Annotated in this window: 14 protein-coding genes; 6 read left to right on the top strand and 8 right to left on the bottom strand. The window is 71.0% G+C overall.

Going from position 1 to position 15018, the window contains the following annotated elements:
* Positions 1-56 precede the first annotated feature (56 nt).
* The 5 genes from JQN70_RS13090 to iolC all read right to left on the bottom strand — a co-directional run bounded on the left by JQN70_RS13090 (position 57) and on the right by iolC (position 5469).
* Positions 57-1562: a CoA-acylating methylmalonate-semialdehyde dehydrogenase gene (locus JQN70_RS13090; RefSeq protein ID WP_204131799.1), complete on the bottom strand. Its 1506-nt coding sequence runs from the start codon at positions 1560-1562 to the stop codon at positions 57-59.
* A gap of 97 nt (positions 1563-1659) precedes the next feature.
* A complete protein-coding gene (locus JQN70_RS13085; protein ID WP_204131798.1) occupies positions 1660-2679 on the bottom strand; it encodes a Gfo/Idh/MocA family protein in 1020 nt (339 codons plus the stop codon).
* Positions 2680-2681: 2 nt separating this feature from the next.
* On the bottom strand, positions 2682-3629 hold the full coding sequence (gene iolB / locus JQN70_RS13080) for a 5-deoxy-glucuronate isomerase (protein ID WP_204131797.1): 948 nt from the start codon (positions 3627-3629) through the stop codon (positions 2682-2684).
* Positions 3626-4516 carry a Cgl0159 family (beta/alpha)8-fold protein gene (locus tag JQN70_RS13075; RefSeq protein WP_204131796.1) on the bottom strand — a complete coding sequence of 297 codons (891 nt, stop codon included), beginning with the start codon at positions 4514-4516 and terminating at the stop codon, positions 3626-3628. The genes iolB and JQN70_RS13075 overlap by 4 nt, the downstream gene beginning before the upstream one ends.
* Entirely contained in the window at positions 4513-5469 is a 957-nt protein-coding gene (gene iolC, locus JQN70_RS13070; RefSeq protein ID WP_307835971.1) for a 5-dehydro-2-deoxygluconokinase, read from the bottom strand. Before iolC ends, JQN70_RS13075 begins: the two co-directional genes overlap by 4 nt.
* A gap of 127 nt (positions 5470-5596) precedes the next feature.
* Between iolC and JQN70_RS13065 the strand changes: the two genes are divergently transcribed.
* From JQN70_RS13065 to JQN70_RS13040, 6 genes are all read left to right on the top strand, one after another.
* Positions 5597-6334, top strand: coding sequence for a GntR family transcriptional regulator (locus JQN70_RS13065; RefSeq protein WP_204131795.1), 738 nt, complete (start codon positions 5597-5599; stop codon positions 6332-6334).
* A 97-nt stretch (positions 6335-6431) separates the two neighbouring features.
* Positions 6432-7313, top strand: a complete 882-nt coding sequence (locus JQN70_RS13060) for a sugar phosphate isomerase/epimerase family protein (protein ID WP_204131794.1) — start codon at positions 6432-6434, stop codon at positions 7311-7313.
* Between the two features lie 45 nt (positions 7314-7358).
* Positions 7359-9269 (top strand): 3D-(3,5/4)-trihydroxycyclohexane-1,2-dione acylhydrolase (decyclizing), encoded by a 1911-nt coding sequence (gene iolD / locus JQN70_RS13055; RefSeq protein WP_204131793.1) that lies wholly within the window; start codon positions 7359-7361, stop codon positions 9267-9269.
* A 281-nt stretch (positions 9270-9550) separates the two neighbouring features.
* On the top strand, positions 9551-10552 hold the full coding sequence (locus JQN70_RS13050; protein ID WP_204131792.1) for a substrate-binding domain-containing protein: 1002 nt from the start codon (positions 9551-9553) through the stop codon (positions 10550-10552).
* Between the two features lie 7 nt (positions 10553-10559).
* The gene (locus tag JQN70_RS13045) at positions 10560-11597 is read left to right on the top strand and encodes an ABC transporter permease (RefSeq protein ID WP_204131791.1); all 1038 of its coding nucleotides are present in this window, start codon (positions 10560-10562) and stop codon (positions 11595-11597) included.
* Positions 11594-12499 (top strand): ATP-binding cassette domain-containing protein, encoded by a 906-nt coding sequence (locus JQN70_RS13040; RefSeq protein WP_204131790.1) that lies wholly within the window; start codon positions 11594-11596, stop codon positions 12497-12499. The genes JQN70_RS13045 and JQN70_RS13040 overlap by 4 nt, the downstream gene beginning before the upstream one ends.
* Positions 12500-12620: 121 nt before the next feature.
* Here JQN70_RS13040 and JQN70_RS13035 read toward each other — a convergent pair whose 3' ends face one another.
* Genes JQN70_RS13035 through JQN70_RS13025 form a run of 3 tightly spaced genes read right to left on the bottom strand, consistent with a single transcriptional unit; the run spans position 12621 to position 15015 of the window.
* Positions 12621-13043 carry a universal stress protein gene (locus tag JQN70_RS13035; protein WP_204131789.1) on the bottom strand — a complete coding sequence of 141 codons (423 nt, stop codon included), beginning with the start codon at positions 13041-13043 and terminating at the stop codon, positions 12621-12623.
* A 14-nt stretch (positions 13044-13057) separates the two neighbouring features.
* Entirely contained in the window at positions 13058-14062 is a 1005-nt protein-coding gene (locus tag JQN70_RS13030; protein WP_204131788.1) for a Gfo/Idh/MocA family protein, read from the bottom strand.
* 17 nt (positions 14063-14079) lie between these two features.
* Complete coding sequence (locus tag JQN70_RS13025; protein ID WP_204131787.1) at positions 14080-15015, bottom strand: TIM barrel protein; 936 nt, start codon at positions 15013-15015, stop codon at positions 14080-14082.
* Positions 15016-15018 lie beyond the last annotated feature (3 nt).

Below are 15018 nucleotides of genomic sequence, written 5' to 3'. Positions count from 1 at the left end.
CCGGGGGGGGGGGGGGGCCCGGACGCTGCCCCACGAAGTCGGGGAGAGGCGCGGGGTCAGGCGTTCTGCGGGAAGCCGAGCTCGATGCCGCCGTGGCTCGGGTCGAGCCAGCGCGAGGTGACGACCTTGCCGCGGGTGAAGAAGTGCACGCCCTCCATGCCGTGGGCGTGGGTGTCGCCGAAGAGGCTGTTCTTCCAGCCGCCGAACGAGTAGTACGCCATCGGCACGGGGATCGGCACGTTGACCCCGACCATCCCGACCTCGACCTCGTTCTGGAAGCGCCGGGCGGCACCGCCGTCGTTGGTGAAGATCGCCGTGCCGTTGCCGTACGGGTTGTCGTTGATGAGCTTGAGGCCCTCGTCGTAGGTCTTGACCCGGACGACCGAGAGCACCGGGCCGAAGATCTCGTCCTGGTACACCGACATCTCCGGGGTGACGTTGTCGAAGAGCGTCGGCTTGAGGAAGTAGCCCTCGCCGTCGGCGTCGACGTCGCCCTCACGGCCGTCGATGACGAGCGTCGCGCCCGCCTCGGTGCCGGCGTCGAGGTACGAGGTGACCTTGTCGCGGTGCTGTGCGGTGACGAGCGGGCCCATGTCGCAGCCGCGGGTGCCGTCGCCGGTGACGAGCTTGCCGACCCGGTCCTGGATCTTCTGCACGAGCTCGTCGGCGATGGTGTCGACGGCGAGCAGGGCCGATATCGCCATGCAGCGCTCGCCGGCCGAGCCGAACCCGGCGTTGACGGCGGCGTCGGCGGCGAGGTCGAGGTCGGCGTCGGGCAGCACGAGCATGTGGTTCTTCGCGCCGCCGAGGGCCTGGACCCGCTTGCCGTGCGCGGTACCGGTCTCGTAGACGTACTTCGCGATGGGCGTCGAGCCGACGAACGAGACGGCCTTGACGTCCGGGTGGGTGAGGAGGGCGTCGACCGCCTCCTTGTCGCCGTGGACGACGTTGAGCACGCCGTCGGGCAGGCCGGCCTCCTTCCACAGGGCGGCGACCGCGTTGACGGCCGACGGGTCCTTCTCGGACGGCTTGATGACGACCGCGTTGCCGCAGGCGATGGCGACCGGAACGAACCACAGCGGCACCATGGCCGGGAAGTTGAACGGGCTGATGACCGCGACGACGCCGAGGCTCTGCCGGATGGAGTACACGTCGACCTTGGTCGAGGCGTTCTCGGTGAAGCCGCCCTTCATGAGGTGTGGGATGCCGCAGGCGAACTCGGCGACCTCGAGGCCGCGGGTCACCTCGCCGACGGCGTCGGAGAGGACCTTGCCGTGCTCGGCGGTGATGAGCGCGGCGATGTCCTCCTTGCGCTCGTCGAGCAGCTGGCGGAACTTGAAGAGGACCTGGGTGCGCTTGGTGAGCGAGACGTTGCCCCACTCCTCGGTCCAGGCCTGCTTGGCCGTGGCGACGACCTCGCCGACGAGGTCCGCCGAGGCCAGGTCGAGCACGCCGGTCTGCTCGCCCGTCGCCGGGTTGTGGACGGGGCTCGTGCGCTCGGCGGTGCCCTCCCACGGGACGCCGGCGAGGAGGTGGGTGATGCGGGTGGGGGTCGTGCTCACGGGTATCGGTCCTTGTCCGTGGAGGTGGTGGATTCAGTGTGTCAGGTCGACGGTGACCGACGGATGCAGCAGGTTCGACGGCATCGCGCCGTCTCGATCAGTGGGCGATGGCGAGCAGCCCAGGGACGTCGGCGAGGTCGACCGGCTGCCCCGTGGTCATCGAGCGGGCGCACGCCTCGGCGGTGCGGAAGGCCTGGAGCGCGTCGGCGACGGTGCAGGGGCTGGGGGCGGCACCCCGGGCGACGTCCGCGAAGGCGGTGAGCTCGGCGACGTACGCGGGCAGGAACCGCTCCATGAACGACCAGTGCCGCGGTCCGGGCGGCCAGTCGACGCCCTCCTCGGCCGAGGTGATCGCCAGCGTCGTGTCGTGCCCGACCCCGAGGGTGCCCTGCGAGCCGTGCACCTCCATCCGCACGTCGTGGCCGGCCCCGTTGTAACGGGTCGCGGTGACCGAGACGAGCGTGTCGTCGTCGAGGACGAGGGTGGCCGCCGCGGTGTCGACGTCGCCGGCCTCGGTGAAGAACGGCTCGCCCTTGTTGGCGCCCACGGCGAAGACGCGGCTCACCTCGCGGCCGGTGACGAACCGGACGATGTCGAAGTCGTGCACGCTGCAGTCGCGGAAGAGGCCGCCCGAGGTCGGCAGGTACGCCGCGTGCGGCGGGGCTTGGTCCATCGTCGCGGCGCGCACGGTGTGGACGAAACCGATCTCCCCGGCGGCGACGGCCGCCTGCACCCGCCGGTAGCCGGCGTCGAAGCGCCGCTGGAAGCCGATGTGCACCGGCACCTCGCTGCGGGCCTCGAGCTCGGCGAGGGCGATGGTGCGCTCGAGGTCGAGGGCGACCGGCTTCTCGCAGAAGGTCGGGATGTCGCGCGCGACGGCCGCCTCGATGAGGTCGGCGTGGGCGGCGGTGCCGGCGGTGATGACGAAGGCGTCGAGGCCCGACCCGAGCAGGGCGTCGATGGAGGGCGCGCTGACGATGCCGAGCTCGGTCGCGACCCGGTCGGCGAGCGTGGTGTCGAGGTCGGCGACGACGACCTCGTCGACGCCCGGCAGGGTCGAGAGCGTCTTCGCGTGGAAGGCGCCGATCCGGCCGGTGCCCGCGAGTCCGATGCGCATGGTCACTGCTGTCCCTTCGTGAGGCGGGGGTCGACCGGTTCGTCGGCCCAGGAGTCGCGGACCCAGGCGTGCGCGGGGTCGTCGCAGATCCGCCAGGCCCGCTCGGGGCCGGGGCCGGCCATGACGTTGAGGTAGTAGAGGTCGGCGTCGGGGGCGGCGACGGCGGGGCCGTGCCAGCCGTGCGGCACGAGGACGACGTCGCCGGTGCGCACCTCGGAGAGGACGTCCAGCGGCCGCTCGTCCGAGGAGCCGTAGACCCGGAGGTAGCCCATCGGGTCGGTGTTGCGCGCGTCGGTGGCCCGCGTCTCGACGTAGTAGATCTCCTCGAGCTCGGTCTCGACCCCGGGGCGCTCCTCGTCGTGCTTGTGCGGCGGCCAGGAGCTCCAGTTGCCGGCCGGGGTGATCACCTCGCAGACGAGGAAGGAGTCGGCGTCGAGCACGTCGGGCAGCCCCATGTTCCGGACCTCGCGGCTCGCTCGCCCGGCGCCCCGCAGCTCGACGGGCACGTCACGGGCCTCGATGTGCCGGAACGGTTTCGGCGCCTCGGACTTCGTCGCGGGGGCTCCGCACAACGCGACGCGACCCGCCCCGCCCGTCGTGTTCGTGACGCGCAGGCTGGAGCCCCGCCCGGCGTAGACGACGTCGGTGGGCCCGTCGAAGACCGTGGCCCGGCCGGGCAGCTCGGCGGTGTGGACGGTGCCGTCGGCGTCGGTGACCTCGACCCGCCACGACCCCTCGAGGGGCACGACGAGCGTCTCCTCCTCACCGGACGCGTGCTCGACGACGGCGTCGGCGTCGCACGCGGCGACCCGCAGGGTCGTGTGCTGCCAGCCGGGCGCCGGCGTGGCGGAGGTCGGGGCCACGGAGACCTGGAACGGCCCCTCGGGTGCGGACCCCCAGGGCCGGACCCAGTCGTGGTTGTCGAGGCCGACACCGGTGGGCGAGGTCATCGGGAGCCTCCGTGGACGAGGTCGGCGGCGACGTCGACGGCGGACGCGACGTCGCCGTCGGGCGGGAAGAGCAGGGCCCGGCCGACGACGAGACCGGCCGCCGACGGGTGGGCCAGCGCCTTGCCCCAGAGGGCGTAGGTGTCGGCCGGCTCGCCGGTGGGGTCGCCGCCGAGGAGGAGGCAGGGCAGCGTCGTGGCGTCGAGGACGCGGTCCATCTCCTCGACGACCGGGAGCTTGAGCCAGGTGTGGGCGCTCGTGGCCCCGAGCCCGGAGGCGACGTGGATCGAGGAGATGACCGAGTCGGGGTCGAGGAGGTTCTCGACGCGGGTCGGCGTGCGGCGCACCGTGAGGAACGGCTCGACCATCGCCATCAGCCCGTGCCGGGCGAGCTCGGTGACGGCCCGGCCGCTCGCCTCCAGCGTCGGCGCCGTGCCCGGGTCGTCGAGGGCGACCCGGGTGAGCATCTTGCCGCCCTCGAGGCCGTTCGCGGCGAGGGTGTCGGCGTCGTAGGCGGTGAACCGGTCGTCGAGCTCGAAGACCGCCCCCTGGAGGCCGCCCCGGTTCATCGAGCCGATGGCGACCTTGCCGTCGAGCAGGCCGGCGAGCAGGAGGTCCTCGAGCACGTCGGGGGTGCCGAGGACGCCGTCGACGCCGGGCCGCTCGAGGGCGGTCGCCAGCCGCTCGAGGAGTGCCGGGCGCGAGGCCATCGCCGTGGCGTCGGAGCGGACCGCGAGCGCGCCGCGGGCCGGGTGGTCGGCGGCCACGAGCAGCAGCCGGCCGTCGTCGCTCAGCGCCGACCGACGGCGCCGGCCGGCCCAGGCGGCGGCGACCGCCCCGGGGTCGGCGACACGGCGGGCCGTGAGTGCCGCGGTGTCGAGGGAGCTCACGTCGCGCTCCCGTCCATGAGGGCCAGCACCTCGTGCTCCTCGGGCATCGCCGTCGAGCACTCGAGGCGGGAGGCGACGATCGCGCCCGCGCTGTTCGCGAAGCGGAGGGTGCGCTCGAGGTCCCAGCCCTCGAGCAGGCCGTGGCAGAAGGCTCCGCCGAAGGCGTCCCCGGCACCGAGGCCGTTGGCCACCTCGACGGGGACCGGGGGCACCTCGACCCGCTCGCCCGCGGCCGAGACGGCGAGCACGCCCTTGGGGCCCTGCTTGACGACGGCGAGCTCGACCCCGCGGTCGAGGAGAGCCTTCGCGGCGTCCTCGGGGTCGTCGGTGCCGACGGCGACGCGGCACTCCTCGAGGTTGCCGATGGCGACGGTGCTCGCCTCGAGGGCCTCGGCGGCGGCCCGGGTGGCCTCGCCCTCGGCGCGCCAGAACTGCGGGCGGAAGTCGAGGTCGACGACCGTGTGCGAGCGCCGGCCGCGCAGGGCCCAGGCGGTGGCGTGGGCGGTGCGGCTCGGTTCGGCGGACAGGCCGGTGAGGGTCGTCCAGAAGAGCCGGCTCTCGCGGGCGGCGACCGGGGCGATCTCCTCGGGCGTCACCCGCAGGTCGGGGGCCTGGGGGTAGCGGTAGAAGTAGAGCGGGAAGTGGTCGGGCGGGAAGATCTCGCAGAAGGTGACCGGGGTGGGCAGCGACGGGTCGGTCGTCACGTAGACCGGGTCGACGCCGAGCTCGGCGAGGGTGCGGGTGACGAAGCACCCGAAGGGGTCGTTGCCGGTGCGGCTGACGAGCGCGGCGCTGTGCCCCAGCCGGGCCACCGCGACCGCGACGTTGCCGGCGCTGCCGCCGAGGAACTTGCCGAAGGTCTCGACGTCCTCGAGGCCGACGCCGGTCTGCATCGGGTAGAGGTCGACGCCGACCCGCCCGATCGCGAGGACGTCGAAGAACCGGTTGGGCACGGTTCCTCCTCGCGGTCGGTGGGGGTGTCTGGCGACAAGGCTGCCAAACGTCCCGGGCTCGTGTCAACATTTGTTAGGACATTTGCAAGAGCGGACTCGTTGTCAACCTCGCCCGTACACTGCCGCCATGCCCGAGATCGCCGTCACCATCGACCGCGCCAGCCCGGTCCCGCTCTACCACCAGCTCGCCGAGCAGCTCACCGCGGCCATCGACAGCGGCCGGCTCAAGCCCGGCGACCCGTTCGAGAACGAGCTGGCCCTCGCCGACCGCCTCGAGCTCTCGCGGCCCACGGTACGGCGGGCCATCGCCGAGCTCGTGGGCCGCGGGCTGCTCGTCCGCCGTCGCGGGGTCGGGACGACCGTGGCCAGCCAGGTCATCCACCGGCGCGACGAGCTGACCAGCCTCTACGACGACATGGTCCGCAAGGGACAGAAGCCACGGACGACCGTGGTCTCCCTCGACACCGACGTCGTCGACGCCGTCGCCTCCGAGGCCCTCGGCCTGCCCGCCGACACCCCCCTCGTGTCGCTCGTGCGGCTCCGGTCGGTCGACGACGTGCCGGCCGCCCTCATGCACAACTGGCTCCCGCCGCAGTTCGCCGACCTCACCGAGGGCGACCTCGCCGACGCCAGCCTCTACGCCGTCCTCCGCTCCCGGGGTGCCCACCCGGTCATCGCGCACCAGACCATCGGTGCCCGGCGGCCCACCGCACGTGAGCGCAAGCTGCTCGGCCTGGCCGCCGGCGACCCGCTCCTCACGATGAGCCGCCGCGCCTACTCGGCCAAGGGCGAGGCGGTCGAGTACGGCGACCACTGCTACCGCTACGACCAGTACGCCTTCGACGTCACCGTCCACGACCGCTGAGGGGTTCCGCAGGGGTCCGCAGGACGTTAGAGTGCTAATGTTCTGACATTAGGCCATGTGATGGCGCCCGCTCCGATGGGCCCGGGAGGACCCCGACGTGAAGATCGCCCAGGACCCCACGCCCTTCCACCACGACCACGCGCTGCTCGACTTCCCGCGCGTCGTCGCCGACCTGGGCTACGAGCACATCCAGCTGACGCCGCACGTCGACCTCGTCCCGTTCTTCCGCCACCCCAAGGCCGACGACGCCCTCGTCCGGTCGCTCAAGAGGGCCTGCGACGGCGCCGGGGTCGGCATCGCCTCCCTCCTGCCCGTGCAGCGGTGGTCGAGCCCCGACGAGTGGGCCCGCGAGGCCGCCGTGCGCAACTGGCAGCGGATCATCCAGATCGCCGTCGACCTCGACGTGCGGGTCATCGGCACCGAGTTCTCCGGCCGGCCCGAGCGGGCGGAGGAGTCCGAGGCCGCCTTCCACCGCTCGATGGAGGAACTGCTGCCGATCATCGAGCGCGAGGGCATCGACGTGCTCATCGACCCGCACCCCGACGACTTCGTCGAGGACGGGCTCGAGGCGGTCCGGATGATCCGGGGCCTGAACTCCCCCAACGTCGGGATGGTCTACGTCGCCTGCCACACCTTCCACATGGGGCACCCGATGCGCGAGATCATGCGCGCCGCCGGCGACCTCATCCGCCTCGTCCACGTCGCCGACACGATGGACCACCACCGCTCGCACGGCCTGCGCTACATCTCCAACCCTCCGGGCAACACCGCGCGCGTGCACCAGCACCTGCGGATCGGAGCCGGCGACCTCGACTGGGACGACTTCTTCGGCGGGCTCGCCGAGATCGGCTTCTACGACCGGCCCGGCACGGTGATGTGCAACTCGGTCTTCGCCGAGGACGAGAACGCCGACGAGATGGCCCGCTACCAGCTGCGGACGATGACCGAACAGGTCGCCCGCTTCTCCAGCACCTCCTGACCGGCCGGACCCGGCCGAGAACCCTGCCCGACGAAGGAGTCGACGATGACCGCGACCGTGCGGCTGACCACCGCCCAGGCGCTCGTGAAGTTCCTGGCCGCCCAGTACTCCGAGCGCGACGGGGTCGAGCAGCGGCTCGTCACCGGGATGTTCGGCATCTTCGGTCACGGCAACGTCGCGGGGGTCGGGCAGGCGCTGCTCCAGGCCCAGGTGCAGGGCGAGGAGGGCGCGAGCGGCGACGACGTGCTCGGCGACCTGCCGTACTACCTCGCACGCAACGAGCAGGGTGCCGTGCACGCGGCGACGGCGTTCTCCCGCACCCGGAACCGCCGCCAGGTGCTGGCCGTGACGACCTCGATCGGCCCGGGCGCGACGAACATGGTCACCGGGGCGGCGCTCGCGACGACCAACCGCATCCCGGTGCTCCTGTTCCCCGCCGACCAGTTCGCCAACCGCGTCCCCGACCCCGTGCTCCAGCAGCTCGAGGACCCGGGCGACCTGTCGGTGAGCGTCAACGACGCCTTCCGCCCGGTGTCGCGCTTCTTCGACCGGGTGCACCGGCCCGAGCAGCTCATCCCCTCGCTGATGAACGCGATGCGCGTGCTCACCGACCCCGCCGACACCGGCGCCGTCACGGTCTGCCTCCCGCAGGACGTCCAGGCCGAGGCCCACGACTGGCCGCTGGCCTTCTTCCGCAAGCGGGTGTGGCACATCGGCCGACCCGTCCCCGAGCCCGCCGCACTGGCCCGGGCCCTCGAGGTCATCCGCTCGGCGAAGCGACCGCTCGTCGTCGCCGGTGGTGGGGTCGTGTACTCGGAGGCCTCCGAGGAGCTGCGGGCGTTCGCCACCGCCACGGGGATCCCGGTGTCCGACACCCACGCCGGCAAGGGCGCCATCAACTGGGACCACCCGTCCGCCGTCGGCGGCGTGGGGTCCACCGGCTCCTCGGCAGCGAACGCGCTGGCCCGCGAGGCCGACGTCGTCATCGGTATCGGCACCCGCTACTCCGACTTCACGACCGCCAGCCACACGGTCTTCGCCGACGAGGACGTGCGCTTCGTCAACGTCAACGTCCTCGGCTTCGACGCGGCCAAGCACGGGGCGACGATGCTCCTCGCCGACGCCCGCGAGGCCCTGCGCGCCCTCACGGACGGGCTGGCCGGCTGGCGGGTCGACGACGCCTACCGCCAGGAGGCCGTCGACCTCGACGCCGCGTGGCAGCAGGTCGTCGACGAGTGCTTCCACCGCGACCACACCCCGCTCCCCGCGCAGACCGAGGTCTTCGGCGCGCTCAACGAGCTGATGGGCCCGAAGGACGTCGTCATCAACGCGGCGGGCTCGATGCCCGGCGACCTCCAGTGCCTGTGGCGCGCCTCGACTCCCGAGCAGTACCACGTCGAGTACGCGTACTCCTGCATGGGCTACGAGATCCCGGCCTCCCTCGGGGTGAAGATGGCCGTGGGGGATGCGCAGCAGGTGGTCGCCATCGTCGGAGACGGCACGTACCAGATGCTGCCGATGGAGCTCGCGACGATCGTCTCCGAAGGGGTCAAGGTCATCCTCGTGCTGCTCCAGAACCACGGGTTCGCCTCCATCGGAGCGCTGTCCGAGTCACGCGGCTCCCAGCGGTTCGGGACGAAGTACCGGATGCGGCAGGCCTCCACCGGCCGCCTCGACGGCGAGAACGTGCCGTTCGACCTCGCCGCCAACGCCGAGTCGTGGGGCGCCGACGTGCTGCGCTGCGGGTCGATGGCCGAGTTCCGGGAGAACTACGCGAAGGCCGCGGCCTCCGACCACACGACCGTCCTCTACATCGAGACCGACCTCCTGGGCCCGAACCCGCCCGGGTCGGCCTGGTGGGACGTGCCGGTGTCCGAGGTCTCGGCGCTGGAGTCGACGCAGCAGGCCTTCGAGGAGCACCTCGAGAACAAGAGGGCCCAGCGCCCCTACCTCTGATGGTCTCGACCCGGTCACAGAATGACCGAATGTCAGGACAATTGCTTGACATCATCATCCTCCAAGCGGTCCAATAACACCCGAGGCCACCCCGGCCCACCCAACTGAACAGCTCGACCGGTCCGTGGACCGCCGGCGGGGACACCCTCCCTCCGACCCCACCGGCCACCGCCGCATCGTCGCGAGCGCGCATCCCGGGCAGGCCTCCATGGGCCCACCGGCGCGGCACCCAGACCTCCCGCAGGGTTGCGGGAGGTACGCCCCGAAAGGACACCGTCCCCATGAATCAGAGTCGATTCCGGAAGGCGCTCACGGCCTCCGTCGTCGCGGCATCCGCCACCATCGCCCTGGCCGCGTGCAGCTCCAGCGGCGGCAAGGCATCGACCGACAGCTCCGCCGACACCGGCGCGGCCGCCGAGAAGACGATGACCATCATCATGGTCACCCACCAGGCTCCCGGTGACACGTTCTGGGACCGCATCCGCAAGGGCGCGGAGGCGGCCGCCGCCAAGGACGGCGTCGACTTCCAGTACACGAACGACCCGGACGCCACCAAGCAGGCCCAGCTCATCCAGGCCGCCATCGACAAGAAGCCGGACGGCATCGCGGTCACCGACCCGAACACGGGCGCCATCGGCGACGTCATCAAGAAGGCCGTCGCCGCCGGCATCCCGGTGTCGATGTTCAACGCGGGTGGGCCGGACGCCCTCGGGCTCGGCGCCATCGGCTACTTCGGCCAGGGCGAGAGCGACGCGGGTCTCGCGGTCGGTCAGAAGGCGGCCGGTGACGGCGCGAAGAACATCCTCTGCGTCATCCAGGAGCAGGGCCAGTCCCAGCTCGAGGCCCGCTGCGACGGTGTCACCAAGGGTGCCGGCGGGGCCAAGGTCACCCGGCTCTACGTCAACGGCCGCGACGACGCGGACGTGACGACGAAGATCCAGGCCGCGCTCACCCAGGACAAGACGGTCGACTACGTCGTCACCCTCGGGGCGCAGTTCGCCCTCGACGCCGGCAAGGCCGTGAAGTCCGCGGGCAGCAGCGCGAAGGTCGGCACGTTCGACACGAACGAGGAGCTCATCAAGGCGATCCAGGACAAGTCGGTGACCTTCGCGGTCGACCAGCAGCCCTACCTCCAGGGTTACCTGGCCATCGACAGCATCTGGCTCTACAAGAAGAACGGCAACACCCTCGGCGGCGGCCAGAACGTCGCGACGGGTCCGGCGTTCATCGACGCGAGCAACGTCGAGGCCGTCGCGGGCTTCGCGGCCAACGGGACGCGGTGACCGGACGATGAGCACCGCGACACCAGCGGTGGCAGGAGACGACCGGGTCCAGGCCCGGTCGTCTCTGTCCACCTACCTCGGGATGCCGGCCGTCGGGGCCGTGATCGGCGCCGTGGCCATCGCCGCCCTGTTCCTCGTCATGGCTCCCGCCTTCCGCGAGCTGGGGAACATCGGCACCGTGATGTACCAGGCGTCGACCATCGGGATCATGGCGGTCTTCGTGTCCCTGCTGATGATCGGTGGGGAGTTCGACCTCTCCGCTGGTGTCGCGGTGGTCTCGTCGAGCCTCTGTGCGGCCCACGCCACCTGGTACTTCGGGCTCAACGTGTGGATGGGCGTGACCATCGCGCTCGTCTTCTCGGTGGCGGTCGGCGCCTTCAACGGCTGGCTGCTGCAGGCCACGAAGCTGCCCAGCTTCCTCGTGACGCTCGGTTCGTTCTTCGTGCTCTCCGGAGCCAACCTCGCGCTGACCCGCATCATCGCGGGCGGCGTCTCGTCGAACAACATCAGTGACATGGACGGGTGGAGCACCGCGCACGCGGTGTTCGCCTCCACCTGGCAGCTCGGGCCGATCGAGCTGAAGATCCCCGTCATCTACTGGCTGATCCTCACCGGGATCCTGTCCTTCGTCCTGCTCCGGACCAAGTACGGCAACTGGATCTTCGCCGCCGGCGGAGACTCCGCGGCGGCCCGCGCCGTCGGTGTGCCCGTCACCGCCACCAAGGTCGTGCTCTTCATGGGCGTCGGCTTCGGAGCCTGGCTCCTCGGGATGCACAACCTCTTCGAGTACAACAACGTGCAGTCCGGGGCCGGCGTCGGCTACGAGTTCATCTACATCATCGCGGCGGTCATCGGCGGCTGCTTGCTCACCGGTGGCTACGGCTCGGTGGCCGGCGCGACGGTCGGTGCCCTGATCTACGGCATGACCAACCTCGGCATCACCTACGCGGGCTGGGACGTCGACTGGCTAAAGACCTTCATGGGCGTCCTGCTCATCGGGGCGGTCCTCGTCAACCAGGCCGTGAAGAGGAAGGCGCAGGCATGACCATCACCGACCAGACCAGGACCACCACGGCACCGATCCTCGAGCTCGACGACATCGGCAAGCGCTACGGCAACGTCCACGCGTTGCGTGGGGTGAACATCCGGGTCCGCAAGGGTGAGGTCACCTGCGTTCTCGGCGACAACGGGGCGGGCAAGTCGACCCTCATCAAGATCATCGCCGGCCTGCACGACTACACGGAGGGCTCGATGAAGCTCGACGGGGAGGAGACCCACTTCGCTTCCCCACGAGTGGCCCAGTCGTCGGGCATCGCCACGGTGTACCAGGACCTCGCTCTGGCGCCGCTGATGTCCGTGTGGCGCAACTTCTTCCTGGGCAACGAGATCCGCAAGGGCGTAGGCCTCGACATCGACGAGATGAAGAAGGTCGCCGGCGAGGAGCTCACCAAGATGGGCATCGTCATTCCCGACCTGGACCGGCCGGTGTCGGCCCTGTCGGGAGGACAGCGACAGGTCATCGCGATCGCCCGGGCGATCTACTTCGGTGCCAACGTCGTCATCCTCGACGAGCCGACGGCCGCCCTCGGGGTCAAGCAGTCGGGCGTGGTGCTCAAGTACATCCTCAAGATGCGTGACGCCGGCCTCGGGGTCATCTTCATCACCCACAACCCGCACCACGCCTACCTCGTGGGCAACCACTTCGTCATCCTCAAGCTCGGCAGGGTGGTCCTCGACGCCCACCGCGACGAGCTCACCCTCGAGCAGCTGACGGGAGAGATGGCCGGCGGGCAGGAGCTCGCCGAGCTGTCCCACGAGCTGGCCGGGGCCGACCCCGGCAAGGTCGTTCCGCCGGCGCCGGACGGTGCGGCCGACGTGGTGGCGCCGACCCTCGCGGCCGACGCGCGGGCCGAGCTCCTCGAGGAGGAACAGGACGAGAGCCTCTGAGCTCGTCCCGTTCGCCTCGGCGACGGGAGCCCCCGGCGGAACTGGGTCGCCGGGGGCTTTCGTCGTCCGGGGGCCCCGGACCCACGCGACGCGGATCCGACCCGCGCGGCCGGGGTACGACTCAGGCGGAGACCGGGTCCTTGACGACGAGGACCGGGACGCTGGAGTCGAGCAGGAGCTCCTGGGTCACGCTGCCGAGGAAGGCTTTTCCGACCCGTGAGCGACGGCGCGCACCGATGACGAGCATCTGGGCGCCTGCAGCCTCCGCGGCATCGAGGATGGCCGTCGCCGTGTCGTCGATGGTGGCGTCCTCGCTCGTCGCGATGACCACCTCCCACCCGACACCGTCGACTCCCCGGGCCGCCGCCGCCTGCTCGACCAGGCCCCCGATACCGGAGCGCAGCGCCTCCTCGGTGTCGAGGTCCTTGGTCGTCACGACGTTGATCACCACCAGGGTGGTGTCGCGGCGAGCGGCCTCGTCGACCGCGGCCTCCATGACGTAGGCGCTGGCCCCGCTGGCGTGGTGTGCGACGGCGACGGTCATCGGGTCTCCTCGGGTCAGGCGTAGAACGCCGGCTTCTCGATCATCTCGACGGCGACCTCGCCGTCCTCGGTCAGGGCCTGGACCCCGGCGTCGCAGACGCAGGCGGCGGCGTAGCCGTCCCACGAGGTCGACCCCGTGTGCTCGCCCCGGGCCACCGCCGAGATCCACTCCTGGACCTCGGTGACGAAGGCGCCCCAGAACCGCTCGTTGTGGTCGCGGGTGATGGCGTTCGAGGCCCTGAAACCCGAGCGCACGTCGATGACGTTCTGGTCGGCGAGGCTCACGGCACCCTTCTCGGCGACGGCCTCGCAGCGGATGTCGTAGCCGAACTGGCAGTTGACGAAGATCTCGTCGTCGACGCGGACGCCCGACTCGCTCGTGAGGATGAGCACGAGCGGGTCCTGGAGGTGCGGGAAGCGCAGGGAGGTCTTCTTCGGGGTGTCGACCCGGGCGGAGACGAACTCCTCGCCGAGCAGCCAGCGCATGGTGTCGACCTCGTGGATCGCCGTGTCGTTGATCGCCATGTCCCAGGTGTAGATCTCCGGCACCGTGGGGTTGCGGTGGGCACAGTGCACCATGAGGGTCTCGCCGAGGTCGCCGGAGTCGAGGAGGGCCTTCATCTGCCGGTAGCCGGCGTCGAAGCGGCGCATGAACCCGACGGTGACGAGCTTGCGGCCGGCAGCCTGCTCGGCGTCCATGATCCGCAGCGCGGCGTCGGCCGTCGGCGTCAGCGGCTTCTCGCAGAACACCGGCTTGCCCGCGGCGATGCACGCGAGCACGTCGACCTCGTGGGCCGGGCCGAAGCTGCAGATCATCACGGCGTCGACCTCGGGACTGGAGATGAGCTCGGCCGAGCCGGCGTGGGCGACAGCCCCGATGCGCTCGGCGACGGCCTGCGCGTTGTCGGCGTTGACATCGCTGACGGCGACGACCCGACCGCCGGCGATGACGGTGTGGATGCGGTCGATGTGGGCCTGCCCCATGCCCCCGGGGCCGATCATCCCGATGCGGACGGTCATGTCGTCGGTCTCCTGGGTCACTTCAGGCCGAGGCCGAGGGAGGCGAGGTACTCGCGGGTCTGCACGGCGATGGGGAGCGGCTGGTCCTTGGGGCACCCGTACATGTCCTGCTCGCAGACGACGTAGAGCTCCTTGTCGAGGTCGGCGAGCGCCTCGATGAGGTCGCCCATGTCGGGCAGCCCGGCGGGCGGGGCCACCGAGACGCCGGCGTGCACGGCCTTGACGAACGGCCAGTCCTCGTCATGGGCCTGCTTGACCAGGCTCTGGTCCATCGCCTTGATGTGGACGTAGGAGATCCGTTCGGGGTACTTCCGGCACAGCTCCATCGGGTCGCCGTCGCCGTAGATGATGTGGCCGGTGTCGAGGCAGAAGCCGACGTACTCGGGGTCGGTGGCCTGGAAGACGCGGTCGATGTCCTCGGGCGTCTCGATGTGGCTGTCCCCGTGGGGGTGGAGCACCATCTTCAGGCCGTAGTCCTCCTTCATGATCCGCCCGAGCCGGTCGGCGTTCTTGATGTAGAGGTTCCACGCCTCGGTGGAGAGGACCTTGTCGTCGATGTAGTCGCCGGTCTTCTCGTCGCGGAACATCGGGGGCAGGTGCACGACGTACTCGGCGCCGACCGCGGCGTGCGTCTCGCCGATCTGCCGGAAGAACCTCTCCGTCTCGGCCCAGGCCTCGGCCTTGTGGAGGATGCCCCAGCCGGTGCCGGCGACGACCCGGAAGCCACGGGCGTCCATCTCCTCCTGCAGACGCTTGGGGTCGGTCGGGAAGTACCCGAAGGGCCCGGTCTCCATCACCGAGAAGCCGGCGCTGGCCATCTCGTCGAGGGCGACGTCCCAGTCGATCTGCTTCTCGTCCTGGGGGAACCAGACGCCCCACTGGTCGGGGCACACCCCGATGGTCAGCTTGCTGTACCGCGGGTCGTTCGTGTTGACAGCCTTGGACTCGGCCACGGC

It is taken from the genome of Phycicoccus sonneratiae (assembly GCF_016887965.1).
GTDB classification, from domain to species: Bacteria; Actinomycetota; Actinomycetes; order Actinomycetales; family Dermatophilaceae; genus Phycicoccus; species Phycicoccus sonneratiae.
This window is presented reverse-complemented; position numbering and strand designations above follow the sequence as displayed.

What these genes read in the sequence shown, in the direction of transcription:
- iolD (WP_204131793.1), top strand. Translation starts at nt 7,359, where the DNA reads ATGACCGCGACCGTGCGGCTGACCACCGCCCAGGCGCTCGTGAAGTTC.
- JQN70_RS13035 (WP_204131789.1), bottom strand. Translation starts at nt 13,043, where the DNA reads ATGACCGTCGCCGTCGCACACCACGCCAGCGGGGCCAGCGCCTACGTC.
- JQN70_RS13040 (WP_204131790.1), top strand. Translation starts at nt 11,594, where the DNA reads ATGACCATCACCGACCAGACCAGGACCACCACGGCACCGATCCTCGAG.
- JQN70_RS13050 (WP_204131792.1), top strand. Translation starts at nt 9,551, where the DNA reads ATGAATCAGAGTCGATTCCGGAAGGCGCTCACGGCCTCCGTCGTCGCG.
- JQN70_RS13065 (WP_204131795.1), top strand. Translation starts at nt 5,597, where the DNA reads ATGCCCGAGATCGCCGTCACCATCGACCGCGCCAGCCCGGTCCCGCTC.
- iolB (WP_204131797.1), bottom strand. Translation starts at nt 3,629, where the DNA reads ATGACCTCGCCCACCGGTGTCGGCCTCGACAACCACGACTGGGTCCGG.
- JQN70_RS13030 (WP_204131788.1), bottom strand. Translation starts at nt 14,062, where the DNA reads ATGACCGTCCGCATCGGGATGATCGGCCCCGGGGGCATGGGGCAGGCC.
- JQN70_RS13085 (WP_204131798.1), bottom strand. Translation starts at nt 2,679, where the DNA reads ATGCGCATCGGACTCGCGGGCACCGGCCGGATCGGCGCCTTCCACGCG.
- JQN70_RS13045 (WP_204131791.1), top strand. Translation starts at nt 10,560, where the DNA reads ATGAGCACCGCGACACCAGCGGTGGCAGGAGACGACCGGGTCCAGGCC.